Below are 24,188 nucleotides of genomic sequence, written 5' to 3'. Positions count from 1 at the left end.
CTCAGGCCGTGACCGTCTCGATCGCGCAGTCGCCGCGCGACAGCGCCCACGCCTCCTGCGGCAGGGCCTCCTTCACGCGCGCGTGGTGGGCGCGGGCCGCGGCGAGGGCCTCGCGGGGCGACAGGGGGTCGCACACCCGGCCACCGCGCACGAGTTCCACGACCAGCTGCCGGTCGCCGTCCTCCGGCGGGATCGGGCCGCTGCAGATGACCTCGGCGGTCGCCGTCCCGTCGGTGTCGTGCCGGCGGACGGCGTGCTTGCGGCCGCCCACGGAGTTCTTCCCCTCGGACCGCTTCGCCACCGGGACGCCGTCGCGCTCCACCAGCTTGTAGACCATGCCGGCCGTCGGTGCCCCCGACCCGGTCACCAGCGACGTCCCGACGCCGTAGCCGTCCACCGGTGCCGCCATGAGCCCGGAGATGGCGAACTCGTCGAGGTCGCTGGTCACGATGATCCGGGTGCGGGTCGCGCCGAGGGAGTCCAGCAGCTCGCGGGCGTGCGTCGCCAGCGTGGGCAGGTCACCGGAGTCCAGCCGGATGGCGCCCAGCTCGGGGCCGGCCACCTCGACCGCCGTCCGGATGCCCTGGTCGACGTCGTAGGTGTCGACCAGCAGGGTCGTGCCGACCCCGAGGGTGGCGATCTGGGCGCGGAAGGCAGAGGCCTCGTCGTCGTGCAGGAGCGTGAAGGCGTGCGCGCTGGTCCCCGTGGTGGGGACGCCGTAGCGCCGGCCGGCCTCGAGGTTGGACGTCGACGCGAAGCCGACCAGGTGCGCGGCGCGGGCCGCGGCGACGGCGGCCTCCTCGTGGGTGCGCCGCGAGCCCATCTCGATGCACGGCCGCTCGCACGCCGCGGCGACCATGCGGGCCGCGGCGGAGGCGATCGCGCTGTCGTGGTTGAGGACCGACAGGATCAGCGTCTCCAGCAGCACCCCCTCGGCGAACGGGGCGCGCACGGTCAGCACGGGCGAGCCGGGGAAGAAGAACTCGCCCTCGGCGTAGCCGTCGACGTCCCCGCTGAAGGCGAAGTCGGCCAGCCAGTCGAGCAGTCGCGCGTCGGTGAGCCCCTGGTCTCGCAGGGTGGCGAGGTCCTCGTCGGAGAAGCGGAACCGGGGGAGCTCCTCCAGCAGCCGGGCCGTGCCGGCGACGACGCCGTACCGGCGGCCGTGCGGCAGCCGGCGGGCGAACACCTCGAAGACGCAGTCGCGGTGGGCGGTCCCGTCGGCGAGGGCGGCGGCGACCATCGTGAGTTCGTACCGGTCGGTGAGCAGGGCTGGACCCGTCGACATGGCTCCGGAGCGTAGGCGGCTGCGGCGGGGGCGACCCGTCGAGCGGCGGCGTCCTAAGGTGGGGGAGTGGGCGGACCACTAGCGCCGACACGGACGCCGGAGACCACGGTCGAGGAGCACGCCGATCTCGACCGACCCTGGGTGACGATCGTCTGGGACGACCCGGTGAACCTGATGACCTACGTCACCTACGTGTTCCAGGAGTTGTTCGGCTACGACGAGGCGACGGCGACCGCGCTCATGCTCGAGGTGCACCACGAGGGCAAGGCGATCGTGAGCTCCGGGCCCCGCGAGCGGATGGAGCACGACACCAACCGGCTGCACGCCTACGGGCTGTGGGCCAGCTTCCAGCGGGACACGTGAGCAGGTGAAGCCCTTCCGCCGCCGTGGCGACGAGTGCGTCGCCCGGCTCAACGAGGCCGAGGTCAGCATCGTCGGGCTGCTGCTCGACCAGCTGGAGCAGCTGCTGGACGCCGACGCGGCCGACGTGGGCTCCGACCCCGTCCTGCTGCGACTGTTCCCCGACGGGCACCGGGGAGACCGGGCGCTGGCCGACGAGTACCGGGAGCTGACCCGCGAGGGCCTGGCGTCGGGCAAGAGCGACGACCTCGCCACGGTGCGGGCCACGCTGCCCCCAGACGGCGGCGCCGTCCGGCTGGACCCCGAGCAGGCGCAGGCCTGGCTGCGCACCACCAACGACCTGCGCCTGGCGATGGGGACCCGGCTCGGGATCGAGGCCGACAGCGAGCCCCCGGAGGACCTCTCGTCCGAGGAGGGCCAGCAGCTGGCCGTCTACTACTGGCTCACCGGCCTGCAGGGTTCGCTCGTCGACGCGCTCGTCGCCGGTCGCGCCGGCCGAACGTGAGCAGGACCAGCACGGCCAGGAGCAGGTCGAGGACGAAGAAGACGTAGACCATGCCGTGCAGCTCCACGTCGCGGAGCATCGCCCCGACCGTGGAGACGAGGACGACCAGCGACAGGGCGCCCATCAGCAGCAGGGTGAGCAGCCGGATCGAGACCAGCAGCACCAGCGAGGCCCGGTCGGCCCCGACGTCGCTGCTGTAGTGCCCGCTGCGGCGGCGCAGGCCGCCGATCCCGAGGACCAGGGCCGGTGCCGCGACGACCAGGACACCGACGACCAGCAGCACTCCGAGGACCACGGTCCGGCACGGTACTGGCGGCCCCGTCCGGGCACCGCCCCGAGCCCGCGAGCGGTGGGGGGACGACGGCCTTCTAGACTGGACCTGTGCTGCGCATCGACCGCGCGACCTACGACGCCATCGTGGCCCACGCCCGGGAAGACCACCCGGACGAGGCCTGTGGTGTCGTCGCCGGCCCCGAGGGCAGCGACCGCCCCGAGCGCTTCATCCCGATGCTCAACGCCGCGCGGTCGCCCACGTTCTACGAGTTTGACTCCGCTGACCTGCTGAAGCTGTACCGGGAGATGGACGACCGGGACGAGGAGCCGGTGGTCATCTACCACTCGCACACCGCCACCGAGGCGTACCCGTCGCGTACCGACATCAGCTACGCGTCCGAGCCCAACGCGCACTACGTGCTGGTCTCGACGCGGCACCACGGTGCGCAGACCGGCCTGGCCGGTGACGACGTCGAGTTCCGCAGCTTCCGCATCGTCGACGGCGAGGTGAGCGAGGAGGACGTCGAGGTCGTCGAGTCCTACCTGTTCGGCCACTCGCCGACCACCGTCGTCTACGACTGAGACAGGGACCCTCCTGCCCCCGCTTCGGGACCCTGCAGGAGGGCCGACGGGGCCGCCCGCCGGAATGCCCCGCGGCGCACGGGCGTTCCCCGTCCAGACGCACGACCCGCCGCAGGCCGGCGGGCCCGCCACCCCCCGCTCCAGAGGAGAACAGCACGCCATGGCCATCGAGGTCCGGATCCCGACCATCCTGCGCACCCACACCGGCGGCAACAAGACCGTCGAGGGCACCGGTGACACCCTGGGCGCGCTCGTCGACGACCTCGACGCCAAGCACCCCGGCCTGAAGAACCGCCTCGTCACCGAGGAGGGCAAGCTGCACCGCTTCGTCAACGTCTACGTCAACGACGAGGACGTCCGCTTCACCGGTGCGCTCGACACCCAGGTCAAGGACGGCGACTCCGTCACGATCCTCCCGGCGGTCGCCGGCGGCTGCTGAGCGCCCGCTCAGCTCCCGCCCCGCACCCGTCTCCCCCGGAAGAGCACCCCCCATGGCCCGCTTCGCCTCCCTCGTCGACTCGCTCGGCAACACCCCGCTGGTGGGGCTGCCGAACCTGTCGCCGACCCCTGACGTCCGGCTGTGGGCCAAGCTGGAGGACCACAACCCCACCGGCTCCATCAAGGACCGCGCGGCGATCTCGATGATCGAGGCGGCCGAGAAGGAGGGGAAGCTCAAGCCGGGCGACACCATCCTCGAGCCGACCAGCGGCAACACCGGGATCTCGCTGGCGATGGTCGCCCGCCAGCGGGGTTACCGGCTGATCTGCGTGATGCCGGAGAACACCTCGATCGAGCGGCGTCAGCTGCTGGAGATGTACGGCGCGCAGATCATCAGCTCCCCGGCGGCCGGCGGCTCCAACCAGGCGGTCGCCGTCGCCAAGGGGCTCGCGGCCGAGCACGACGACTGGGTGATGCTGTACCAGTACGGCAACCCGGCCAACGCCGAGGCGCACTACACCGGCACCGGCCCCGAGATCCTGGCCGACCTGCCCTCGATCACCCACTTCGTCGCCGGCCTGGGCACCACCGGCACGCTCATGGGCGTCTCCCGCTACCTGCGCGAGAAGAAGCCCGAGGTGCGGGTGATCGCCGCCGAGCCCCGGTACGGCGAGTTGGTCTACGGGCTGCGCAACATCGACGAGGGCTTCGTGCCGGAGCTCTACGACGCCTCGCTGCTGGACTCCCGGTTCTCCGTCGGCCCGCAGGACGCCGTCCGGCGCACCCGCGAGCTGGTCGAGCAGGAGGGCATCTTCGCCGGCATCTCGACCGGCGCGATCCTGCACGCCGCGCTCGGCATCGCGGACAAGGAGGTGGCGGCCGGACGCAAGGCCGACATCGTCTTCATCGTCTGCGACGGCGGCTGGAAGTACCTGTCCACCGGCGCCTACGCCGGCACGCTGGAGGAGGCCACCTCCGCGCTGGAGGGGCAGCTGTGGGCCTGAGCCGGCTCCCGCTGTGGGCCTGAGCCGGGTCCTGCTCGGGGCGTGAGCGCCGTCTCCCGGCGTTCCCCGCTAGCCTGACCTGCGTGCCTGGGACAGTCGACCGCCCGCGGGACGCCGCGTGAGGCTCACGATCGTCGGCTGCTCCGGCAGCGGCCCCGGGCCGCAGTCGCCCGCGTCCTGCTACCTCGTCGAGCACGACGGCTTCCGGCTGCTCCTCGACCTCGGCAACGGGTCCTTCGGCGTGCTGCAGGGGCTGGCCGACCCGGCCACCGTCGACGCGGTGTTCCTGTCGCACCTGCACGCCGACCACTGCCTGGACGTCGCGCCGTTCGTGGTCTGGCACCGCTACTCGGGGCGCTCCACGCGGCAGCTGGTGCCGATGTACGCGCCGGTGGGTGCCGAGCGCCGGCTGGCCCTGGCCTACGACATGGACGGCGAGGGGCTGACCGACGTCTTCGACTTCGTGCCCGTCGGCGCGGGCCGGCTGGAGCTGGGGCCGTTCACCGCCGAGCTGGTTCGCACCGCGCACCCGGTCGAGTGCTACGCCATCCGTCTGGACGCCGACGGCCGGTCGCTGGTCTACACCGGGGACACCGGCGCGAGCGACGCCGTCGTCCGGCTGGCCAGCGGTGTCGACGTCCTGCTGGCCGAGGCCGCGCACCCCGACGTCCCGGACCTGCCGCCGGCTCTGCACCTCAGCGGCCGGGAGGCCGGTGAGCACGCCGCGGCCGCGCAGGCCGGGCGGCTGCTGCTGACCCACGTGCCGCCCTGGATCGACCGGGAGGTGCAGCTGGCCGACGCGCAGGCGGTGTTCCCGGCCAGCGAGCTCGTGCAGCCCGGCGCCACCTACGACGTGTAGGTGTTGCCCGGCGGTGCGTCGGCGGGCACGGTGGGCCGGTGGTCGACGACGAACGGGACGGCGTCCGGCTGACCAGCCTGGACGCGCCGCTGGGCGACGGGCTGGACGTGACGAAGGGCGACCTCGTCGACCACCTCGACGCGTTCGCCGACCGGCTCGTCCCGCTGCTGGCCGGGCGTCCGCTGTCGGTGATGCGGGTCCGGCCGGGCCAGCAGCCGTTCATGCAGCGCAACGTGGCGAAGGGCGCGCCCGAGTGGGTGCGCACGGTGGCGGTCTGGTCCCAGGGGGCGCACCGCGAGGTGCACCAGGTGCTCTGCGACGACCGCCGGACCCTGCTGTGGCTGGCCAACCAGCGGGCGGTGGAGTTCCACGTCCCGTTCGTCCCGGCCGGCGGGGACGAGCCGACCGGCATCGTCCTGGACCTCGACCCGCCCGAGGGTGCCGGCTTCGACGTGGTGGTGCGGGCGGCCCACCTGGTCCGGCAGGCGCTGGCCGACGCCGGGCTGGCCGGGGCGGTGAAGACCAGCGGCTCCAAGGGCGTGCACGTCGTGGTCCCGGTGCGCGGCGCCCGCGCCGACGACGCCGCGGCCGCGACCCGGGCGCTGGCGGTGCGGGCCGAGCGACTGGACCCGGACGTCGCGACCACCGCCTACATCAAGTCCGATCGGCACGACCGCGTCTTCCTGGACTCCACGCGGTCCTACGCGTCGACGATCGTCGCCGCCTACAGCCCGCGGGTGCGGCCCGGGCTGCCCGTGTCGGCCCCGGTGTCGTGGGAGGACCTGCCGGCGGTGCGGCCGGGCGACGTCACCGTCCGGACGGCGGCGCAGCGGCTGGGGGACGGCGACCCGTGGACGGCGCTGCTGCCGGAACCGCAGGAGCTGCCGGCCGACCTCGTCGCCGAGGGCCACACCATCCCGGTCGCCCGCGTGCAGGCGATGCACGAGGGGCGCCGCCGGGCCCGCGCCCGCCGGGCGGAGGAGGGGGACTGACACTCCGGCGAGCGCTCCACAGGGAGCGCCGCCGTCCACAGCCGGCGCAGCCGGTCCCGGCGCGACGTCCGGGCCCCGGCGCAGACTCCCGGGCATGACGACCGACCCGCAGACCATCGCCTGGCTCGACCAGGAGGACGCCCACCTCACCACCCTCATCCGCGAGAACCGCTGGGCCGTGCAGTACGTCGGCGAGGGGGAGTCGCCCGACGAGCCCGCCTTCGGCTACACCGTCGGGCTGTTCGGGCTGGGGCACCCGGAGCTGGTCGTGGTCGGGCTCGGCCCGGGGGCCACGCGCCGCCCGCTCGACGACGTCGCCGCGCTGGTGCTCGGAGGGCGGGCGCTGGTGGCGGGGGAGTTCGTCGCCCTGGTGGACCGGCCGGGGCGGCTGTTCGTCGAGGTGTGCCCCAACCCCGGCGAGATCCTGTACTCGGCCAACCGCTCCTACCGGCGTCCGGCCGAGGAGTCCGTCCCGGCGTACCAGCTGACCTGGCCCTCGCGCGACGGCACGTTCCCGTGGGAGCCCGGCCACCCGTGCGGTCCGGTCGGCCGGCCCCGGCCGGGCACGTGGCGGGCGTGAACCCGACGGCGGTCGCGGTCACGCACCGCGGCGCCGCGCGCGGTGCACGGTCCCGGCGCGCGGGGTGGCGGGGCGCGGGGGTGTCCCGGCCGGCCGGAGCGGTCGAGCATGAGCCGTCGACGGGCAGCGGCCCGGCAGGCGGGAGGGAGTCCGATGGCGCGCATCCACCGCGGTCGCTTCGGCGCCGAGATCGACGGCGACTTCGTCGTCTTCGTCATCGGGGCGCGGCTCAACACCCCGTGGCGGGTGCTGCAGAGCCTGCGCGACCTCGGTGGCCGGCGGCGGGGCATGCAGGCGATGCTCGCGGAGCTGGTGCGCCGGCCGGAGAAGGGGCTGCTCGGCTACCGGATGTCAGGGCTGACCGTGATCCAGTACTGGCGCTCCTTCGAGCACCTGGAGGCCTTCGCCCGGGACCCCGGCGACCTGCACCGGCCGACCTGGCTGGAGTGGTTCCGGCGCGATCCGCAGGGGCGGACCGGCATCTGGCACGAGACGTACCTGGTGCGCGCGGGGGAGTACGAGGCCATCTACAGCGACGTGCCGGAGGCCGGGCTCGCCGCCGCCGGCCGGGTCGTGCCGCTCGCGGGCAACAGCTCGGCCCGGCTCCGGCTGCGCCGGGAGGCGGGTGCGGTGCCGGGGCCGCGGGCGCCGGAGCCGGATCCGGCGCCCGCGACGGGGCCCTCCGGCACCTGAGGCGCGCAGGCCGCGCCCCTCGGACACGAGCGCACCGCCGAGAGCCGTGCTGGGAGTGGTGCTCTCGCGGTGTTGCGCACGCTCCGGCGGCGTTGCCGCACCGCAAGAGCGAGGAGGACACCGCAAGACCCGGCGGCACCGGAGTCCGGCGGGATCTCTGCTCCCACCTCGACGTCACCCGGCTGCCGGCCTCAGGCCAGGCCGAGCTCCCGGCGCAGCTTGGCCACGTGCCCGGTGGCCTTGACGTTGTAGGACGCCTTCTCGATGCGGCCGTCGGCGTCGACGATGAAGGTCGAGCGGATCACGCCGATGACCTCCTTGCCGTAGAGCTTCTTCGGCCCGAACGCGCCGTAGGCCGTGAGCACCTGCTTGTCGACGTCGGAGACCAGGGTGATGTTCAGGCTCTCCTTCTCGCGGAACCGCAGCAGCTTCTCCGGCGGGTCCGGCGAGATGCCGATGATGTCCAGCCCGGCCTCGGCGAGCTCCCCCGCCGAGGCGGTGAAGTCGACGGCCTGGGTGGTGCAGCCGGGGGTGAGGGCAGCGGGGTAGCAGTAGACGATCACCCGGCGTCCGCGGTGGTCGGCGAGGGAGACCGGGGTGCCGTCCGCGTCGGGCAGCGTGAACTCGGGCGCCGGGTCGCCGGGGGCGAGGCGGACGGGGGCCGAGTCGGTGCTGCTGTCGGTGTCGGTCATGTCCGGCATCCTGCCGTGTCCTCCCGACCGGACTCCACGGGGTGCCGGGGTGGACCCGCGCGACGGGTCGTCGGGAACGGGCTGGCCACCGCGGGGGCGGAGGGCCACAGTCGGTCCGTCCGGCCGCACCGGGAGGAGACGGCCATGGCTGGCCCTCTGCACTACGACGACGAGGCGTCGCGCCGGCTCGAGGAGGCCTACACGGGCGACGCCCTGGTGGAGCAGCGCCGCGCGGTCGTGGAGCTGCTGGCCCTGCGTCCGGGGGAGCGGGTGCTCGACGTCGGCGTCGGTCCCGGGCTGCTCGCCGCCGACCTGGCACGGGCCGTCGGGCCGACCGGGCGCGTCTGCGGCGTCGACACCAGCGAGAGCATGCTCGCCCTCGCGGGCCGGCGGGCGACGGCGGAGGGAGCCGCGCCGGTCGAGCTGCGGTGCGCCGACGCGGTCGCCCTCCCGTACGCCGACGCCACGTTCGACGTCGCCGTCTCGACCCAGGTGCTCGAGTACGTCGAGGACGTCGCGGCGGCGGTCGCAGAGCTGTGGCGCGTGCTGCGGCCGGGGGGCCGGGTCCTCGTCCTGGACACCGACTGGGACTCGGTCGTCTGGCACTCGCGCGACCGTGTCCGGACGGCGCGCGTGCTGGAGGCGTGGGAGCAGCACCTGGCCGACCCGCACCTGCCCGTGCGGCTGGCCGGCCACCTGGAACGGGCCGGTTTCCGGGTGGAACCCGTCCGCGTGCTGCCCCTGCTCGACGTCGGCTACGGACCGCGCGCCTTCAGCGCGGGCCTGCTCGACCTGGTCGCGGCCTTCGTGGTGGGCCGGAACGGACTGACGGCGGAGGACGTCGAGGGCTGGGCCGGCGACCTGCGCTCGCTCGGGCCGGAGTACTTCTTCAGCCTCAACCGCTACGTCTTCCGCGGCACGCGGGTCGGGTGAACTGCAGCTGTCAGCCGGAGAGGAACGACAGCCGCACGTGGCGCTGCGGGTTGTCGGCGTTGGTGTCGACGAGGCAGATCCGCTGCCAGGTGCCCAGCTGCATCCGTCCCTCCAGCACCGGGACGCTCGCGTGCGGGGGCACGAACGCCGGCAGCACGTGGTCGCGGCCGTGCCCGCGGCTGCCGTGCCGGTGCCGCCAGCGGTCGTCCCGGGGGAGCAGGACGTCGAGCTGGGCCAGCAGGTCCTCCTCGCTGCCCGAGCCGGTCTCGATGATCGCGACCCCGGCCGTGGCGTGCGGCACGAACACGTGCAGCAGCCCGTCGGCCTCGGCGCGCACGAAGTCGGCGCACTCCTCGGTGAGGTCGACGACGGTGGGGACGCCGCCGGTGCGGACCGCTCGCAGCTCCGATCGCATGCCCGCGATCCTGCCCGGGCCGACCGGGAACCGCCCGGTGCGCACTACTGTCGGCGTACGTGACGGCGACCCCCGCGAAGACCCGCCCCGACGGCCGGGCGGCCGACCAGCTCCGGCCGGTGGGCATCACCCGCAACTGGCTGGACCACGCCGAGGGCTCGGTGCTCGTCGAGTTCGGCCGCACCCGCGTGCTGTGCGCGGCGAGCGTGACCGAGGGCGTGCCCCGCTGGCGGAAGGGCTCGGGCCTGGGCTGGGTGACCGCCGAGTACTCGATGCTGCCGCGCGCCACCCACACCCGCAGCGACCGCGAGTCGGTCAAGGGCCGGATCGGCGGTCGCACCCACGAGATCAGCCGGCTGATCGGGCGGTCCCTGCGCGCGTCCATCGACCTGGCCGCGCTGGGGGAGAACAGCATCGCGATCGACTGCGACGTGCTGCAGGCCGACGGCGGCACCCGGACCGCGGCGATCACCGGGGCCTACGTGGCCCTGGCCGACGCCGTGTCGTGGCTCGGTGCCCGGAAGAAGCTGGCCCGGCCCAAGGCGATCGTGCAGTCGGTGGCCGCGGTCAGCGTCGGCGTCATCGACGGGCAGCCGCGGCTGGACCTCGCCTACGAGGAGGACGTCCGCGCCGGCACCGACATGAACGTCGTCTGCACCGGCGACGGCAGCTTCGTCGAGGTGCAGGGCACCGCGGAGAACGGCGTCTTCGACCGGGCGACGCTCGACGCGCTGCTGGACCTCGCCGTGGGCGGCTGCGCCGAGCTGAGCCGGCTGCAGGCCGAGGCGCTGGCCCGGTCGGAGGGAGCCCGGTGAGCACCCGGCTGCTGCTGGCCACCCGCAACCCCGGCAAGCTCGCCGAGCTGCAGCGGCTGCTGGAGTGCGCCGTCCCGGGGGTGGAGGTCGTCGGCCTGCGGGACGTCGAGGAGTACCCCGAGGCGCCGGAGACCGGTGTCACGTTCGCCGAGAACGCGCTGCTCAAGGCGCGGGAGGCGGTGCGGTACACGGGCCTGCCCGCGGTCGCCGACGACTCCGGGCTGACCGTCGACGCGCTCAACGGCATGCCCGGGGTGCTCAGCGCCCGCTGGTCGGGGCGGCACGGGGACGACGCGGCCAACACCGCGCTGCTGCTGGGCCAGCTGGCCGACGTCCCCGACGAGCGGCGCGGCGGGGCGTTCGTCTGCGCGGCCGCCGTCGTGACGCCGAGCGGTGCCGAGCACGTGCTGGAGCGCTCGTGGCGCGGCCGGGTGGTGCGGGAGGCCCGCGGCGGCAACGGGTTCGGCTACGACCCGGTGTTCCAGCCCGACGGTCTGGAGGTCACCGCGGCCGAGCTGGCCCCGGCGGAGAAGGACGCGCGGAGTCACCGCGGTCAGGCCTTCTCGGCGCTGGTCCCGCTGGTGGCCGAGTTGCTCCGGCCCGCCTGACCGGCCTCACCGCGAGGCGACCCACCCGACGAACCACAGCGACAGGGCGGTGATCGACGGGGGGAAGGCCAGGACGAGGAAGGCGGCGAACGCCCGGTCACCGCGCCAGACGATCCGCTGGCGGGGGCCCCGCATCCGGTGCCGGCCGGTGAGCGGCAGCGCGGCGCGGGCGACACCGGCCTCCTCCCCGGCGGTCAGCGCGACCGAGCGGGCGGCCTGCCACGCCTCGACCCGCGCCCACCCGGGGGCGATCCCGCAGAGCAGCGCGAGCACGGCCGCGCCGGCGAGCACCGGCACCAGCCCGACGACGCCGAGCACGAGCAGGCCCGCGGCGGCGGCACCGGCGGTGAAGCCGGCGACGGTCACCGCGGCGACGCAGAAGACCGCCCCGAAGGTCACCATGAGGATCGCGTAACCGGGCAGCAGGGCCTCGTCCCACGAGCGGCCCATGACCAGCATCAGGGGGATCTCGGCGGCCAGCACCAGGCCGCAGACGAGGAACACCCGCCGCAGGTCGACGCGGGGTGGGCGCACCGCCGAGGTGGCAGCCGGCCGGCCGGTCGCCGGCCGCGAGGTCGTGGTCACCGCTGCACCTCCGGTGCGATGTCGGACCAGGCCACCCGCCCGTGCACGTCGGCGGCGGCGTGCCGGCCGACGTCCGCGGACACCGGCGCCCCGGAGCGCGCCGTCCCCTCGGACGCGGCGGCCGGGGCGCCCGGGCCCTGGACGTGGGCGGAGAGCCCGTGCTGGGTCTTCTCCCAGTAGAACGGCTTGGTCACCAGCTGCCAGGCGGCCTTGTACGAGGCGATCGAGTGCAGCAGCCAGTACAGCGGCGACAGCAGCGCGAAGGGCACCAGGCCGTAGCTGCGCCGCTTGAAGCCGGCCAGCAGCGACAGGTAGATGATCACGCCGTTGCCGAACAGCAGGTTGGCCAGGCTGACGAGGGCGAGCCACTCCGGCAGGTCCGGGACGATCACGCCCGGCACCAGCAGGTCGGCGAGGAACAGCGCGTACAGCCACGGGGTGGCCAGGAACATCAGCGGGGTGCCGCCGATGAGCAGCGCGAAGCCCGCGGTCTGCCGCAGCCCCACGGTCCGGACCAGCGTGAGCGGGTGCCGGGTGTGCACCAGCACCGTCTGCATGTAGCCCTTGATCCAGCGGCTGCGCTGCCGGATCCAGTTGCCGACGGCCATGTTGGCCTCTTCGTAGGTCGTCGAGTTGACGACCGCGACGCGGTGCCCCCGGGCCGAGGCCCGGATGCCCAGGTCGGCGTCCTCGGTGACGTTGTACGGGTCCCAGCCACCGAGCCGGCGGAGCAGGTCGGTGCGGAAGTGGTTGCTCGTGCCGCCCAGCGGGATCGGCAGCCGCAGCTTGTCCAGGCCGGCCAGGGTGTAGTCGAACCACGAGGAGTACTCGAGGGTGAACATGCGGGTCAGCAGGTTCTCCCGCGCGTTGAAGTAGTTCAGCGCGGCCTGCACGCACACCAGGTCCTCGCCGCCCTTGCGGAACGCGATCAGCGACTTCTTCAGCTGGTCGGGATCGGGACGGTCCTCGGCGTCGTAGATGACGACGAACTCACCGCGGGCGAACGCCAGGCCGACGTTGCACGCCCGCGGCTTGGTCTTGGGCAGCGAGTGCGGGACGACGACGATCCGGACGAGGTCCGGCGGGGCCGCGGCCAGGGCGGCGCTCAGCGTCTCCGGGTCGTCCTCCTCCAGCAGCAGGAGGATCTCCAGCTTCTCGCGCGGGTAGTCCAGCGCGGCGAGGTTGCGCATGAGCAGGCCGACGATGCCGGCCTCTCTGTAGACCGGCACGAGGATCGTGTACCGCGGCAGGTCGGTGTCCTCGAGCGCCGCGACCTCGGCGTCGGTGACCTGCTCGACGGTCTCGTACGCGGTGCCCACGGTGCTGATCAGCGCCTTGGTGCCGACGGCGAGGGCGACGGCGACGTTCACGACGGCGACCAGCCAGGACATGGTCGTGGAGAACCACAGGGCGGCGCAGACGACCGTGCCGACGGTGAGGGTGAGGCCCAGGGCGACCTGCGGCCAGACGAAGACCTTGGACGCCGACTCGTCGGGACGCCGCTCGGCCAGGGACCGCACCGCGTCGTGCACCAGCTCCTCCCGCCAGACCGTGCGCAGCGCGCGCTGCACGTCCCAGTCGGTGGTCACCACCTGGCGCACCCGCTGGATGCCGGTGCGCTGCACGACCTCCTGGGCGACGTGCGCCGACGGGCGGCCGGCGGTCGCGACGACCACCTGCGGCTCGCCGTCGGCGTCCTGCTCGACCTGAAGCGGCACCCACACCTCGCGGGCGAGCATCGCCGAGGGGAACAGCCGGGCCAGGTCGGGGTCGACCTCGACCGGGTCGACGAACGCCATGTCCGCGCCCCACACGTCGGCGAGGGCCACGTACAGCTGCCGGCGGGTCACCAGACCACGGGCGAGGAGCACCGCGCCGAGCGGCTCGCCGACCTCCTGGTGCTGGCGGAGCGCGTCGGTGAGCTGGGCCGGGGTGAGCACGCCCTGCTCGACGAGGACGTCACCCAGCCGGCGCTCGGGGGGCGGCAGGACCGCGCCGGGTGCCGCTCGGCCGGAGGCCGCCGGGTGCGAGGGCAGAAGCGTCACGGCGAGGGAGTCGGCAGGCCCGGTGTCCCGGTCGAACCGGGACACCGGGCCGTCACCCGGACGGGTGGGTCAGCCGGCGGCCGGGGCGAACCCCAGCCAGTCGAGCAGGTCGCCGTCCACCCGGGGGTCGTACTCGGTGCGGTCGTCCTCGGGGGCGGCGTGCCGTCCCGGGCCGCGGTCGGCGGCGACGCGCACGACGGCGTCGGCGTCCGGGGCGAGGTGGCGGGGGCCGGTGGGGGAGAGGGAGAGGGGCACGGGACGTCGTCGGCAGGTCCGGCCCCGCGGCGGAGCGTCTCCGGCGAGGACGACCCGATCGGGGGACTGCGACGTGCGGCTACAGCCCGGCCGTGTCCAGGTCCGTGCACGTCCACGCCGGCGTCGCGCGCTGGTGCTCGAGGAAGCCCAGGAGGGTGGCGGTCCCGTCGGCCGCGCGGGGTGGCTCCGGCCGGCCGTGCTCGTCGAGGTCGGTCACGGGCGGAAGCCACCGAGCCACCCCGACCGGGCGGCCCGAGTGCGGGAGGGGGGAGTCGAACCCCCACGCCCGAAGGCACCAGATCCTAAGTCTGGCGTGGCTGCCGTTACACCACTCCCGCTCGAGGGCCGAGTGTAGGGATCGCCCGTGCGGGTGGCCCCCGACCGACGGGAACGCGCTGGACGGTGGTGCGTCTGGCAGGCTGTCGCCCGTGCCTCGCGACCCTCGACAGATCCAGCTGGAGATCGACGCCGCCCGTGAGTCGCTGGCGGCCACCCTGGACCAGCTGGTCTACCGGAGCAGCCCGCAGCGCCTGAAGGCCAAGGGGCAGGCCGCCGTCCAGCAGTTCCTGCAGACGCCGGTCGGCCTCGCCAGCGTCGGGGCGCTCGGCCTGCTGATGAGCCTCGTCGTCGTCCAGAAGGTCCGGCACCGCAACGACTGACCGGTCGCCGCGCGCGGCGGAGGCTCAGGCCTCCGGCCGCGCGTTGGCGATCAGCGGCAGGACGACGACCTCGAGCACGCGCTCCACGTACTCGTCGTCCACCGGCTCGCCGGTGAGCAGCCACCGCTGCACGATCAGCGCGCTCGTGGCCTCCGCCGTCACCGACTGCGCCAGCCCCGGGCGGACCTCGCCGCGGGCCTCGGCGCGCGCCCACATCTGCGCGTAGGCCGCCCGCCACACCGCGAGGGGGCCACTGCGGAACGCCTCGACCAGGGCCGGCTGGTGCTGCATGGCCGGCAGCAGGGAACGGATCGCGGCCCCGGCCGGGCTCGTGGTGGCCATGGCCACCCGGTGCATGAGCTCGCGCAGGTCGCCCTCGATGGTGCCGGTGTCGGCCGGCACGGCCATGGCGTGGCTCATGTCGGAGATGGTGTCGACCACGAGGTCCTGCTTGGTCCGCCAGCGGCGGTAGATGGTCGCCTTCCCGACGCCGGCCTCCGAGGCGACGGCGTCCATCGTCAGCGCGGCGTACCCGACCTCGGCCAGCAGCCGCAGGATCGCCGCCCGGATCACCTCGTCCCGGCTGGGGTCACGAGGGCGTCCGCCCCGGGCGGAGCGCGGCGGATCGATCATCTGTGGTGCGACCATGGAGCTGACCTTAGACATTCAAGTTGGTGACGCCCGACAGGCGTGCAACGTGTGTGTGTTCGGTGGGGTTCCGGCTTCCCGCGCGCCTGTGCGCGCTCGTGTGCCCGCTCGGTCATCCTGCTGGCGTGGGAACCACCGTCGGCGGCGCCCGGCGCCGGGAGTACTGGCACGTGCCCGGCTCGGCCGGCCGGGTGCTCCTGGGCAGCACCGACGGGGAGCTGCTGGGGGAGGTGGCCCGCTTCGCGCGAGCGGTCGGGCTGTCGGTGTCGGGTGGGCCGGACCTCCTCGACCTCACCGACGAGGACGGCGGCCGCGGCATCGACCGCCTGTTCCGGCGCCTCGCCCGTGAGCTGACCACCGCGGAGGCCGAGCACGTGCGGGTGGCCACCGACCCCCCGACGCAGGAGCCCGCGCTCGCGGCCCGGCTGCTGAGCGCACCCACGCTGGCCGTGGAACTGGCCCGCCGCGGGGTGACCGCCGAGATCGGCGTCCTCGCCGAGGCCGAGCTGTGGTCGGTGTACCAGCCGATCGTCCGCCTGTCCGACCGGTCGGTCGTCGCCCACGAGGCGCTGCTGCGCGGCCTGGTCGACGGCCGGGAGGTCGGCGGTGAGGACCTCTTCTTCGTCGCCGAGTCCGCCGGCTGGCTGCCGCGGCTGGACCGGATCGGCCGGGAGTCGGCGATCGCCGGCGCCGCGTCCTGGCTGGGTGACGCCGACCTGTTCGTCAACTCCGACCCGGCGTCGGTCGTCCGCCCGCGGACCGGCCTGGCCTCGACCGAGCAGGCGCTGCACGACGCCGGCATCGAGGCCGGCCGGCTGGTCGTCGAGGTGGGCGAGGTGTCGGCCGTCGCCGACCGGGGGCACCTGCTGTCGGTGCTCGAGCACTCCCGCTCGCTGGGCTGGCGGGTCGCCCTGGACGACGTCGCGGCCGGCTGGTCGAGCCGCTCCCTGCTGTCCACGGTGCGCCCGGACGTCGTCAAGCTGGGCAAGGCCCTGGTGCAGGCCCTGCCCGACGACGGCGCGCGGACGATGGTGCGGTCGGTGGTGGAGGTGGCCCACGGGCTGGGTGCCCAGGTCGTCGCCGAGGGCGTGGAGAGCGAGCGGGTCGCCGAGGAGGTCACCGACCTGGGCGCCGACCTGGGTCAGGGCTGGCTGTTCGGCCGCCCGGTCGCGCCCCCGGGGGACGGCGGGACGGCCGCCGTTCTCCGGGCGCCACGGTGATGGTCGGCTGAGCACTCCGGCAGCGTGCGCGCGGCCGCACGGACACGCGCGGGACCGACGACGTGTTCCGGGGGGTCCGAAGGACCCTGACCCCGGGGTGTCGCGCCCGGGGGTTCCCGCACCGTTCGGCACACCACTGCAGACGCCGCGGACCCCGCCGGATGACGGGTGGGGTCAGTGCAGGCCCCACCCGGTGAGCACCGGGCGGCTGTGCTCGTGGCCGAGGATCCCGTAGGAACCGGCGGGCAGGGCCAGCAGGCGGCCGGCCGCCGGGTCCAGGCCCAGCCAGCGGGCGGTGAGGATCCGCAGCACGTGTCCGTGGGCGACCAGCATCACGTCGCCGTCGTCCAGCAGCGGCCGCGCCCGTTCCAGGACGCGGTCCACGCGCCTGCCGACGTCGGCCAGCGACTCCCCGGGGGTGTCCCCGGCGACGGTGCCGTCGACCCAGATCGACCACGTGCGGCCGAGCTCCTCGCTGATCGCCGCCGTCGTCCGGCCCTCGTAGCCCCCGTAGTCGAGCTCGACGAGGTCATCCTCGGTGCCGGTCGGGGTGAGCCCGGCCAGCTCGGCGGTCCGCCGGGCCCGCAGCCGCGGGCTGACCCACACCGCGGCGAAGGTGCGGTCCCCGAAGACACCGGCCAGCCGCCGCGCCTGCTCCTCGCCCTCGGGGAGCAGGGGGAGGTCGGTGACGCTGGTGTGCTGACCGCTGAGGCTCCACTCCGTCTGCCCGTGCCGCAGTACGACGATCTCGCCCATGGGGCCTCCTGACTGTCCGGGAGGTCACATCGTCGTCAGCGTGCAGGATGCCGACAACCGGACCGACCGGGGTCAGCGGCCCCCCATCGGGCACGGCGCCGCGTCGCTCCCGGCGCCGGCCGGTCACCCCCAGCGGCGCAGCGTCGCCGTGCGGGCCCGCCGCCGGGCCGGCCGGTCGTCGGACCGCCGCGCCGACCGTCCCTGCCGCAGGGCGAGGGCGCGCCGGACGGCGGCCGGCTCGGCCGGCAGCGGCGGCAGGAGCGGGACGGTCGGCCCGGTCCGCACCGGGTCCGCGCCGCCGAGCGGGCCGTCGAGCTCCAGCCGGTCGGCGAGCCCCGCGTCCCGCACCAGCCGGCGGGTGTCGGCGGGGGCGCCGACCACCCGGCACTGCCGGCCCGCGGGCGCCAGCGTGTCGGTGAACGCGGTGAGCGCCTGCAGCCCCGAGCAGTCACGGAAGCGGGCACCGGCGACGTCCACCACCACCCGCCCCGTGCCGAGGCCGGCGGCCCGGCGGAGGGCGTCGGTGAGCCGGTCGACGGTGGAGACGTCCGCGTCGCCGGTCACCCGGACGACGACCTGGTCGGGAGCGGGGACGAGGGCGACCTGCAGGTGCGGCACGGGCACTCCGGCGGGTTGTGCAGGGGCCGCCGCGGGTTCGGGCGACTGCCGTCGACGCTAGTTCCGAGGGCCTCCCGCCACAACAGGCAGTGCTGGTTCGACTGCGCTGTGCGCTGGCGTGTCAGGTGCGACCCGCCGAGGCGGGGCGCTGCCAGTCGCGGCAGCATGACGGCGTGGACGCCGAGGACTTCAGCCAGGTCAGGGACGCCGTCCGGCAGCTGGTGCGGGACGTCGTCATGCCGCTCGAGGAACGCATCGAGGACGAGGACCGCATCCCCGACGAGTTGCGGGCCCGCGCGGCGGAGATGGGCCTGTTCGGGTACGCCCTGCCCGAGGAGTACGGCGGGCTCGGCGTCACCATGGCCGAGGACGTCGAGCTGGCGTTCGAGTTCGGCTACACGACCCCGGCGTTCCGGTCGCTGTTCGGCACCAACAACGGCATCGCCGGCCAGGTCATCGCCCGGTTCGGCAGCGCGGAGCAGAAGCAGCGGTACCTGCCCGGGCTGGCCGCGGGGGAGCTGATCGGGTCCTTCGCCCTCACCGAGGCCGAGGCCGGTTCCGACCCGGCCGGGCTGCGCACCACCGCCCGGCGGGACGGCGGGGAGTGGGTGCTCACCGGCAGCAAGCGCTACATCACCAACGCCCCGCTGGCCGACCTCTTCGTCGTCTTCGCCCGCAGCGACCCCGCCGAGAGGGGCGGCCGCGGCATCTCCAGCTTCGTCGTCGACGCGCGGACGCCCGGGCTCACGGTCGGCCCGCACGACGCGAAGATGGGCCAGTCCGGCGCCTGGACCGCCGAGGTCTTCCTCGACGACGTGCGCGTCCCCGCCGGCGCGCTGGTCGGGGAGGAGGGCCGCGGCTACGCCAAGGCGCTGACCGTCCTGTCCCGCGGTCGGCTGCACATCGCGGCCCTGTGCGTCGGCATGGCGCAGCGGGTGCTCGACGAGTCCGTCGCCTACGCCGCCACCGCCAAGCAGGGCGGGGCGCCGATCGGGCGGTTCCAGCTGGTGCAGGCCCACCTCGCCGACATGCACGCCGAGCTGCTCGCCGGGAGGGCCATGGTGCGCGACGTCGCGGCCCGCTACGACACCGGCGAGGACACCTCGGTCGGGCCGTCGTCGGCGAAGCTGTTCTGCACCGAGATGGTCGGCCGCGCCGTCGACCGGGCGGTGCAGGTGCACGGCGGTCTGGGCTACCTGCGGACCACCCCGGTGGAACGCTTCTACCGCGACGCGCGGCTCTACCGCCTCTACGAGGGCACCAGTGAGGTGCAGCGGGTGATCATCGGCGGCGGCCTGCTCCGCGCGGCGGGCATGCCCCGTGCCTGAGCTGCCGCCGACCGAGCGCGCCGCCCGCCGGGAGGTCGTCGGCGAGCTCGGGACGGCGCTGCGGGACCTCGTCGACGCCGCCGTCCGCACCGAGGTGCCGGCCGACGAGCTGGCCGCCGTCGCTGCGGCGGCCCGCGCGCTCACCGCCCGGCTGCGGGCGGCCGACCGCGGCCTCCACGAGGTCGCCTCCGTCGACGACCCCGAGCGCGGGGAGCGCTGGTACAGCCCGGTCTACGGCCCCGGCAGCCCCGTCGCGCCGCCGCTGGAGGCGACCGACACCCCCGACGGACGGGCCACCGGCCGGGTCACCGTGGGCCGGGCGCACGAGGGCCCGCCCGGGCTGGTGCACGGCGGCGTGGTCGCCACCCTGCTCGACCACGTGCTGGCCCGGGCGGTGCGCGCGGCCGGGCGGGGCGGCCTGACCGCCACGTTGACCGTCCGCTACCGCCGTCCGGTGCCGCTCGGCGTCCCGCTGCTGGTGGCCGCGGAGGCGGGGGAGGCCAACGGCCGGCGGACCCCGGCGACCGCGCGGCTGGTCCCCCAGGACGACACGGGCACCGTGCTCGCCGAGGCCGAGGCCCTGTTCGTGGCCCTGCGCCCCGAGCGGTCAGCGGAGGTGTTCGCGCCGATGGGCCGCCCGATCGCCGCCTGGACTGCCCGGGAGGACAGGGCCGGCGACTAGTCGGCCCGCGGGCCGGGCGCGTTGGCCGGGTCGCCGGCCGGGTCCCGCTCCGGGCCGCCGGCCGGGCGCAGCAGCGGCCCCGGCGCACCCTCGCCGCGGCCGAGTGCGGCGACGAACTGGGTGAGCACGTCGTCGCCCTTGTGGAACGGAGCCCAGTCCAGCAGCTTGCGGGCGCGGGTGGTGTCCAGTGCCGGCGCCTGCGTGCCGAGGTCCAGCCAGCCGGGCTCGGTGGGCACCAGATGGGCGTGGAAGGCGGCCGACAGCCCGGCGCGCAGCACGAACGCCGGCGTCGGCACCCGGACGCTGCCCAGCGCGCGGGCGATGTCGTCGGCGTCCATGACGGGTTCGGCGGCGAGGTTGAACGGGCCCGGGGCGCGGCGGTCCAGCACCCGGCCGAGGGCGTCGGCGACGTCGTCGGCGTGCACGAACGACACGTGCACCGAGGGCAGCGGCAGCGGCAGCAGCCTCGCGACCGCACCCGGCAGGAGACGGGCGGCGCCGAACAACAGCGGGCCGAGGAAGTAGCGGCCGATCTCGCTGCTGGCCTCCGGCTGCAGCACGAGGGTCGGGCGCACCACGGTCAGCGTGGTGTCCGGACGCCGGCCCAGGACCTCCCGCACCACCCGTTCGGCCTCGGACTTGTCCCGGCTGTACTGGGAGCTCGGGATGCCGGTGGTCGGCCAGTCCTCGGTGACCTTCTGCCCGCCGGAGCCGGCGGCGTAGGCGCCGAGGGAGGACATGTGCACGAACTGGGCCACGCCGGCGGCCGCGGCCGCCCGGGCCACCCGCCGCGTGCCCTCCACGTTCACCCGGTGCAGCCGCTCCGGCTGCCGGCCGGGCTGCAGCGCCCAGGCCAGGTGCACCACCGCGTCGGCGCCGTCGAGGAACCGGGTCAGCACGTGCTCGCTGCGGGTCTCCCCGAGGTCGGCCGGGAACCACCGGACGCCGTCGTACGGTGCGCCGTCCGGCGGCCGGCGACGGGCCAGCCCGCGCACCTCGGCCACCCCGCTGCCCGGCGCGGTGAGCCGGCGCAGCAGCGCCGTCCCGACGTTGCCGCTGGCGCCCGTGACGGCGACCGTCAGGCCCTGGAGGTGGTCCCGGGTCAGTTCAGCCATGGAGGGCGGCTACCCCCAGGACGGCCGGTGAACCCGGGAGCCGCGGGCCGGCGCGTCACCCGAATGTCACAGACGACGACCACGGCGGTAACCCGCGTCCCGTCTACTCGCACGCAACCGCGAACACCGCGAGTAGACGATCGAGAGGCCCGCATGGACGTCGGAAGCACAGCTTTCATCCTCGCCGCCACGATGGCCGTCGCCCTGATGATCCCGGGGCTGGCGCTGTTCTACGGGGGGATGGTCTCCTCCCGCGGCATCCTGAACATGATCATGATGGTGTTCGGGGCCGTCGCTGTCGTCGGCGTGCTCTGGACGCTGTTCGGCTTCTCCGCCGTCTTCGGGAACAGCTACGGCGGGACCGGCCTGCTGGGCGACGTGACCGAGTACCTGGGGCTCGGGTCCCTCGTGTCCGGCGACGAGAGCGCGGCCCTGCCACCGGCGCTGGTCGCGGTGTTCCAGGCGCTGTTCGCGGTCATCACGACGGCGCTCATCGCGGGCGCGGTCGCCGACCGGGTGCGGTTCGGCCCGTGGCTGCTGTTCGCCGGGCTCTGGGCCGCGCTGGTGTACTTCCCGGTCGCACACTGGGTGTTCGCCTTCGACTCCGCCGACGGCAGCGTGCTGGGCGGCTGGATCGCCAACGACCTCGCCGCGGTCGACTTCGCCGGTGGCACCGCGGTGCACATCAACGCCGGTGTGGCCGCGCTGGCCGTCGTCCTCGTCGTCGGCAAGCGGACCGGCTGGCCGCGCCAGGCCCGGCCCAACAGCCTGCCGCTGGTCGCCCTCGGCGCCGGCATCCTCTGGTTCGGGTGGTTCGGCTTCAACGGCGGCTCGGCGCTGGCGGCCGGCAACAGCGCGTCGGTCGTCATGCTCAACACCTTCAACGCCACCTGCGCGGCGATCCTCGCCTGGCTGCTGGTCGAGCGGCTGCGGGACGGGCACGCCACGGTGCTCGGCGGGATGTCCGGCGCCATCGCCGGTCTGGTCGCCATCACCCCGGCCTGTGGCGCGGTCACCCCGATGGGCGCGCTCGCCGTCGGTGCCGTCGCCGGCGCGATCTGCCCGCTGGCGGTCGCCCTGAAGTACCGCTTCGGCTACGACGACTCCCTGGACGTCGTCGGCGTCCACCTGGTCGGCGGCATCGTCGGCACCCTGCTGGTCGGCGTCTTCGGCTCGGCCGCGGCGCCCAGCGGCCGCGACGGCCTCCTCTACGGCGGCGGATTCGAGCTGCTCGGCGTGCAGGCGGTCGCGGCGGTCGCGGTGGTCGGCTACTCGTTCGTCGTCTCGCTGCTGATCGCCCTGGCGATCCACAAGACGGTCGGCATGCGGGTGACCAAGGAGGTCGAGGTCAACGGCATCGACCTCGCCGAGCACGCCGAGGTCGCCTACGACCTGGAGGGCGCTCTGCACACGCCGGGAGCGACGAGCACGCCGGAGAGCGTCATCGCCTCCGCCGAGCGGATCGCCGCCGGTGCGCCGTCTCCGCGGGCGGAGACGCCCACGCGCTGACCGGGCCTTCACGGCTCCGCGACGATCATGGCGCCGTGACCACCCGGGACACCCTCCCGGTGGTCACGGCGCCATGATCACGGTGGAGTCGGGCGCGCTACGCCGCGCCGACGTCCTCCAGCGTGCGGCCGCGGTGCTCGGGCAGTGCCCACGAGGCCGCGGCGGTGAGCACGAAGAACGCGGCGAAGGTGCCGAACACCAGGCCGTTGCCGCCGGCCGCGAGCAGCGGCGGCACGCACAGCGGGGCGGCGATCGAGGCGATCCGGCCGAACCCGGCGGCGGCTCCGGCGCCGGTGCCCCGCAGCGCCGTGGGGTAGACCTCCGGCGTCACCGCGTACACCGCGCCCCAGGCGCCGAGGTTGAAGAACGACAGCACCATGCCGGTGACCAGCACGGCGGTGTCGCCGTCGGCCAGCGCGAACAGGCCGGCCCCCACCGCGGAGCCGAGCAGGAACACCACCAGCGTCGGCCGCCGCCCCCACCGCTCGATGAGCACCGCGGCCGCGGCGTAGCCGGGCAGCTGGGCGAGGGTGATCAGCAGGGTGAACCCGAAGGACCGCACCAGCGAGAACCCCGAGGCCACCAGCAGCGTCGGCAGCCAGATGAAGGCGCCGTAGTAGGCGAAGTTGATGCCGAACCAGACCGTCCACAGCGCCGCCGTCCGGCCGCGGTTCTCCCGCGCCCACAGCGCCCCGGGCCCGGGCGGCGCCGCCGGCTCGGGCGTCGTCGACGGCACCGGGGGCACCCCGGCCGCGGACTCGAAGCGGCGCACCGCCGCCTCCGCTTCGTCTTCCCGGCCGCGCAGCTCCAGGAAGCGCACGGACTCCGGCAGCCCGCGGCGGACGACGACCGCGTAGACCGCCGGGACCGCGCCCAGCGCCAGCGCCCACCGCCAGCCCGCGTCGCTGCGGGGGACGACGAAGTAGCCGATCAGCGCCGCGAGCAGCCAGCCGACCGCCCAGAACGCCTCCAGCGCCACGACCACCCGCCCGCGGACCCGCGCCGGCGCGTACTCGCTGACCAGCGTGGAGGCCACCGGCAGCTCGGCGCCCAGGCCGAGGCCGATGAGGAAGCGGAACACCAGCAGTGCGCCGACCGACCACGCCAGCGCCGCGGCGCCCGTGGCCAGGCCGAACAGCAGCAGGGTGAGCGCGAAGACCTGGCGGCGGCCGATCCGGTCGGCCAGCAGCCCGCCGAGGGTCGCGCCCAGGGCCATGCCGACGAAGCCGATCGACCCGATCCAGGACAGCTCGGTGGGGCCCAGCGACCACTGGACGGCGAGCGCGGCCATCACGAAGGAGATGAGGCCGACGTCCATCGCGTCCAGGGCCCAGCCGAGGCCGGAGCCGACGACGAGCCGGCCGTGCTCACGGGTGAACGGCAGCCGGTCCAGCCGCTGGGCCCGGGTCGCCGAGGTCGTCGTCGCGTCGGTGCTCATCGCCCCCGCCCTACCCCGCGGGGTCACCGGTCACGCGGTGGCGCCGGCGGGCTCAGCCGTTCTCGCCGTCCTCGCCGTCGGTGGCGTCCTCCACCTCCTGCTCGACGTCGTCGACGCCCTGCTCGACGTCCTGCTGCACGTCGTCGTCGACCACGTCACTGCCGCAGCCGGCGGTGGTGACGGAGGCGAGGGCGATGGCGAAGCCGGCGGCGACGGTGCGCCAGCGGCGGCTGGATGCGGACACGGGGACCTCCCGGTGGTGTCTCCGATGGGCTCCCGGGGTGCCCGCCGGAGCC

Annotated in this window: 31 protein-coding genes and 1 tRNA gene; 17 read left to right on the top strand and 15 right to left on the bottom strand. The window is 74.9% G+C overall.

The window, feature by feature from the left end:
- Window position 1: 1 nt before the first annotated feature.
- Window positions 2–1,285, bottom strand: coding sequence for a nicotinate phosphoribosyltransferase (locus ACI78Q_RS09880; protein WP_456923166.1), 1,284 nt, complete (start codon window positions 1,283–1,285; stop codon window positions 2–4).
- 66 nt (window positions 1,286–1,351) lie between these two features.
- On the opposite strand from ACI78Q_RS09880, the gene clpS reads away from it, so the two are divergent.
- Complete coding sequence (gene clpS / locus ACI78Q_RS09875) at window positions 1,352–1,648, top strand: ATP-dependent Clp protease adapter ClpS (protein ID WP_456923165.1); 297 nt, start codon at window positions 1,352–1,354, stop codon at window positions 1,646–1,648.
- A gap of 4 nt (window positions 1,649–1,652) precedes the next feature.
- On the top strand, window positions 1,653–2,150 hold the full coding sequence (locus tag ACI78Q_RS09870; RefSeq protein ID WP_456923164.1) for a DUF2017 family protein: 498 nt from the start codon (window positions 1,653–1,655) through the stop codon (window positions 2,148–2,150).
- On the opposite strand, the gene ACI78Q_RS09865 is transcribed toward ACI78Q_RS09870, so the two are convergent.
- Window positions 2,089–2,445, bottom strand: coding sequence for a hypothetical protein (locus ACI78Q_RS09865; protein ID WP_456923163.1), 357 nt, complete (start codon window positions 2,443–2,445; stop codon window positions 2,089–2,091). The genes ACI78Q_RS09870 and ACI78Q_RS09865 overlap by 62 nt on opposite strands.
- A gap of 86 nt (window positions 2,446–2,531) precedes the next feature.
- Between ACI78Q_RS09865 and ACI78Q_RS09860 the strand changes: the two genes are divergently transcribed.
- From ACI78Q_RS09860 to ACI78Q_RS09830, 7 genes are all read left to right on the top strand, one after another.
- On the top strand, window positions 2,532–3,005 hold the full coding sequence (locus ACI78Q_RS09860; RefSeq protein ID WP_456923162.1) for a Mov34/MPN/PAD-1 family protein: 474 nt from the start codon (window positions 2,532–2,534) through the stop codon (window positions 3,003–3,005).
- A gap of 160 nt (window positions 3,006–3,165) precedes the next feature.
- Complete coding sequence (locus tag ACI78Q_RS09855) at window positions 3,166–3,444, top strand: ubiquitin-like small modifier protein 1 (protein ID WP_436693918.1); 279 nt, start codon at window positions 3,166–3,168, stop codon at window positions 3,442–3,444.
- Between the two features lie 52 nt (window positions 3,445–3,496).
- Window positions 3,497–4,447, top strand: a complete 951-nt coding sequence (locus ACI78Q_RS09850; protein WP_456923161.1) for a PLP-dependent cysteine synthase family protein — start codon at window positions 3,497–3,499, stop codon at window positions 4,445–4,447.
- A 118-nt stretch (window positions 4,448–4,565) separates the two neighbouring features.
- Window positions 4,566–5,306 (top strand): MBL fold metallo-hydrolase, encoded by a 741-nt coding sequence (locus ACI78Q_RS09845; RefSeq protein WP_456923160.1) that lies wholly within the window; start codon window positions 4,566–4,568, stop codon window positions 5,304–5,306.
- A 38-nt stretch (window positions 5,307–5,344) separates the two neighbouring features.
- Window positions 5,345–6,298, top strand: coding sequence for a DNA polymerase domain-containing protein (locus ACI78Q_RS09840; protein WP_456923159.1), 954 nt, complete (start codon window positions 5,345–5,347; stop codon window positions 6,296–6,298).
- A 94-nt stretch (window positions 6,299–6,392) separates the two neighbouring features.
- Window positions 6,393–6,878: a DUF4262 domain-containing protein gene (locus ACI78Q_RS09835; RefSeq protein WP_456923158.1), complete on the top strand. Its 486-nt coding sequence runs from the start codon at window positions 6,393–6,395 to the stop codon at window positions 6,876–6,878.
- Window positions 6,879–7,031: 153 nt separating this feature from the next.
- Entirely contained in the window at window positions 7,032–7,571 is a 540-nt protein-coding gene (locus tag ACI78Q_RS09830; protein ID WP_456923157.1) for a DUF4188 domain-containing protein, read from the top strand.
- A gap of 191 nt (window positions 7,572–7,762) precedes the next feature.
- On the opposite strand, the gene bcp is transcribed toward ACI78Q_RS09830, so the two are convergent.
- A complete protein-coding gene (gene bcp / locus ACI78Q_RS09825; protein WP_456923156.1) occupies window positions 7,763–8,263 on the bottom strand; it encodes a thioredoxin-dependent thiol peroxidase in 501 nt (166 codons plus the stop codon).
- Window positions 8,264–8,407: 144 nt separating this feature from the next.
- Here bcp and ACI78Q_RS09820 point away from each other — a divergent pair, with 144 nt between their 5' ends.
- On the top strand, window positions 8,408–9,196 hold the full coding sequence (locus ACI78Q_RS09820) for a methyltransferase domain-containing protein (RefSeq protein WP_456923155.1): 789 nt from the start codon (window positions 8,408–8,410) through the stop codon (window positions 9,194–9,196).
- A 10-nt stretch (window positions 9,197–9,206) separates the two neighbouring features.
- Here the strand turns inward: ACI78Q_RS09820 and ACI78Q_RS09815 are convergent, their stop codons facing one another.
- A complete protein-coding gene (locus ACI78Q_RS09815) occupies window positions 9,207–9,611 on the bottom strand; it encodes a YjbQ family protein (RefSeq protein WP_456923154.1) in 405 nt (134 codons plus the stop codon).
- Window positions 9,612–9,670: 59 nt separating this feature from the next.
- On the opposite strand from ACI78Q_RS09815, the gene rph reads away from it, so the two are divergent.
- Entirely contained in the window at window positions 9,671–10,426 is a 756-nt protein-coding gene (gene rph / locus ACI78Q_RS09810) for a ribonuclease PH (protein WP_456923153.1), read from the top strand.
- The gene (rdgB, locus tag ACI78Q_RS09805) at window positions 10,423–11,034 is read left to right on the top strand and encodes an RdgB/HAM1 family non-canonical purine NTP pyrophosphatase (protein ID WP_456923152.1); all 612 of its coding nucleotides are present in this window, start codon (window positions 10,423–10,425) and stop codon (window positions 11,032–11,034) included. Before rph ends, rdgB begins: the two co-directional genes overlap by 4 nt.
- Window positions 11,035–11,040: 6 nt before the next feature.
- Here the strand turns inward: rdgB and ACI78Q_RS09800 are convergent, their stop codons facing one another.
- From ACI78Q_RS09800 to ACI78Q_RS09780, 5 genes are all read right to left on the bottom strand, one after another.
- Window positions 11,041–11,619, bottom strand: a complete 579-nt coding sequence (locus ACI78Q_RS09800) for a hypothetical protein (RefSeq protein ID WP_456923151.1) — start codon at window positions 11,617–11,619, stop codon at window positions 11,041–11,043.
- Window positions 11,616–13,664, bottom strand: a complete 2,049-nt coding sequence (locus tag ACI78Q_RS09795; RefSeq protein ID WP_456923150.1) for a glycosyltransferase — start codon at window positions 13,662–13,664, stop codon at window positions 11,616–11,618. The genes ACI78Q_RS09800 and ACI78Q_RS09795 overlap by 4 nt, the downstream gene beginning before the upstream one ends.
- Before the next feature lie 69 nt (window positions 13,665–13,733).
- Window positions 13,734–13,919 (bottom strand): hypothetical protein, encoded by a 186-nt coding sequence (locus ACI78Q_RS09790; RefSeq protein WP_456923149.1) that lies wholly within the window; start codon window positions 13,917–13,919, stop codon window positions 13,734–13,736.
- 79 nt (window positions 13,920–13,998) lie between these two features.
- Window positions 13,999–14,136, bottom strand: coding sequence for a hypothetical protein (locus tag ACI78Q_RS09785; protein WP_456923148.1), 138 nt, complete (start codon window positions 14,134–14,136; stop codon window positions 13,999–14,001).
- Window positions 14,137–14,176: 40 nt separating this feature from the next.
- Window positions 14,177–14,257 (bottom strand) — tRNA-Leu (locus ACI78Q_RS09780).
- 90 nt (window positions 14,258–14,347) lie between these two features.
- Here ACI78Q_RS09780 and ACI78Q_RS09775 point away from each other — a divergent pair.
- A complete protein-coding gene (locus ACI78Q_RS09775; RefSeq protein WP_456923147.1) occupies window positions 14,348–14,578 on the top strand; it encodes a DUF3618 domain-containing protein in 231 nt (76 codons plus the stop codon).
- A 24-nt stretch (window positions 14,579–14,602) separates the two neighbouring features.
- On the opposite strand, the gene ACI78Q_RS09770 is transcribed toward ACI78Q_RS09775, so the two are convergent.
- Entirely contained in the window at window positions 14,603–15,226 is a 624-nt protein-coding gene (locus ACI78Q_RS09770) for a TetR/AcrR family transcriptional regulator (RefSeq protein WP_456923146.1), read from the bottom strand.
- A gap of 125 nt (window positions 15,227–15,351) precedes the next feature.
- Here ACI78Q_RS09770 and ACI78Q_RS09765 point away from each other — a divergent pair, with 125 nt between their 5' ends.
- A complete protein-coding gene (locus tag ACI78Q_RS09765; RefSeq protein ID WP_456923145.1) occupies window positions 15,352–16,446 on the top strand; it encodes an EAL domain-containing protein in 1,095 nt (364 codons plus the stop codon).
- A gap of 174 nt (window positions 16,447–16,620) precedes the next feature.
- Here ACI78Q_RS09765 and ACI78Q_RS09760 read toward each other — a convergent pair whose 3' ends face one another.
- Window positions 16,621–17,202: a histidine phosphatase family protein gene (locus ACI78Q_RS09760; protein WP_456923144.1), complete on the bottom strand. Its 582-nt coding sequence runs from the start codon at window positions 17,200–17,202 to the stop codon at window positions 16,621–16,623.
- Window positions 17,203–17,325: 123 nt separating this feature from the next.
- Window positions 17,326–17,820: an STAS domain-containing protein gene (locus tag ACI78Q_RS09755; protein ID WP_456923143.1), complete on the bottom strand. Its 495-nt coding sequence runs from the start codon at window positions 17,818–17,820 to the stop codon at window positions 17,326–17,328.
- 173 nt (window positions 17,821–17,993) lie between these two features.
- Here ACI78Q_RS09755 and ACI78Q_RS09750 point away from each other — a divergent pair, with 173 nt between their 5' ends.
- Window positions 17,994–19,148 (top strand): acyl-CoA dehydrogenase family protein, encoded by a 1,155-nt coding sequence (locus ACI78Q_RS09750; RefSeq protein ID WP_456923142.1) that lies wholly within the window; start codon window positions 17,994–17,996, stop codon window positions 19,146–19,148.
- Window positions 19,141–19,830 carry a PaaI family thioesterase gene (locus tag ACI78Q_RS09745; RefSeq protein WP_456923140.1) on the top strand — a complete coding sequence of 230 codons (690 nt, stop codon included), beginning with the start codon at window positions 19,141–19,143 and terminating at the stop codon, window positions 19,828–19,830. Before ACI78Q_RS09750 ends, ACI78Q_RS09745 begins: the two co-directional genes overlap by 8 nt.
- Here ACI78Q_RS09745 and ACI78Q_RS09740 read toward each other — a convergent pair.
- On the bottom strand, window positions 19,827–20,945 hold the full coding sequence (locus ACI78Q_RS09740) for an NAD-dependent epimerase/dehydratase family protein (RefSeq protein ID WP_456923139.1): 1,119 nt from the start codon (window positions 20,943–20,945) through the stop codon (window positions 19,827–19,829). The two genes, ACI78Q_RS09745 and ACI78Q_RS09740, sit on opposite strands and share 4 nt — an antisense overlap.
- Window positions 20,946–21,098: 153 nt before the next feature.
- Between ACI78Q_RS09740 and ACI78Q_RS09735 the strand changes: the two genes are divergently transcribed.
- Window positions 21,099–22,454, top strand: a complete 1,356-nt coding sequence (locus ACI78Q_RS09735; protein WP_456923138.1) for an ammonium transporter — start codon at window positions 21,099–21,101, stop codon at window positions 22,452–22,454.
- A gap of 97 nt (window positions 22,455–22,551) precedes the next feature.
- Here the strand turns inward: ACI78Q_RS09735 and ACI78Q_RS09730 are convergent, their stop codons facing one another.
- Both ACI78Q_RS09730 and ACI78Q_RS09725 read right to left on the bottom strand, forming a co-directional pair.
- Window positions 22,552–23,892 (bottom strand): MFS transporter, encoded by a 1,341-nt coding sequence (locus ACI78Q_RS09730; RefSeq protein ID WP_456923137.1) that lies wholly within the window; start codon window positions 23,890–23,892, stop codon window positions 22,552–22,554.
- A 52-nt stretch (window positions 23,893–23,944) separates the two neighbouring features.
- Window positions 23,945–24,136, bottom strand: a complete 192-nt coding sequence (locus ACI78Q_RS09725) for a hypothetical protein (RefSeq protein ID WP_456923136.1) — start codon at window positions 24,134–24,136, stop codon at window positions 23,945–23,947.
- Between the last annotated feature and the right edge of the window lie 52 nt (window positions 24,137–24,188).

It is taken from the genome of Geodermatophilus sp. SYSU D00705, from assembly GCF_054050135.1.
This window is presented reverse-complemented; position numbering and strand designations above follow the sequence as displayed.

Bases quoted from the DNA above. Each gene is read 5' to 3' on its own strand.
- ACI78Q_RS09880 (WP_456923166.1), bottom strand. From the start codon at position 1,285: ATGTCGACGGGTCCAGCCCTGCTCACCGACCGGTACGAACTCACGATG.
- ACI78Q_RS09855 (WP_436693918.1), top strand. From the start codon at position 3,166: ATGGCCATCGAGGTCCGGATCCCGACCATCCTGCGCACCCACACCGGC.
- ACI78Q_RS09850 (WP_456923161.1), top strand. From the start codon at position 3,497: ATGGCCCGCTTCGCCTCCCTCGTCGACTCGCTCGGCAACACCCCGCTG.
- ACI78Q_RS09835 (WP_456923158.1), top strand. From the start codon at position 6,393: ATGACGACCGACCCGCAGACCATCGCCTGGCTCGACCAGGAGGACGCC.
- ACI78Q_RS09830 (WP_456923157.1), top strand. From the start codon at position 7,032: ATGGCGCGCATCCACCGCGGTCGCTTCGGCGCCGAGATCGACGGCGAC.
- bcp (WP_456923156.1), bottom strand. From the start codon at position 8,263: ATGACCGACACCGACAGCAGCACCGACTCGGCCCCCGTCCGCCTCGCC.
- ACI78Q_RS09820 (WP_456923155.1), top strand. From the start codon at position 8,408: ATGGCTGGCCCTCTGCACTACGACGACGAGGCGTCGCGCCGGCTCGAG.
- ACI78Q_RS09815 (WP_456923154.1), bottom strand. From the start codon at position 9,611: ATGCGATCGGAGCTGCGAGCGGTCCGCACCGGCGGCGTCCCCACCGTC.
- ACI78Q_RS09770 (WP_456923146.1), bottom strand. From the start codon at position 15,226: ATGGTCGCACCACAGATGATCGATCCGCCGCGCTCCGCCCGGGGCGGA.
- ACI78Q_RS09760 (WP_456923144.1), bottom strand. From the start codon at position 17,202: ATGGGCGAGATCGTCGTACTGCGGCACGGGCAGACGGAGTGGAGCCTC.
- ACI78Q_RS09740 (WP_456923139.1), bottom strand. From the start codon at position 20,945: ATGGCTGAACTGACCCGGGACCACCTCCAGGGCCTGACGGTCGCCGTC.
- ACI78Q_RS09735 (WP_456923138.1), top strand. From the start codon at position 21,099: ATGGACGTCGGAAGCACAGCTTTCATCCTCGCCGCCACGATGGCCGTC.
- ACI78Q_RS09730 (WP_456923137.1), bottom strand. From the start codon at position 23,892: ATGAGCACCGACGCGACGACGACCTCGGCGACCCGGGCCCAGCGGCTG.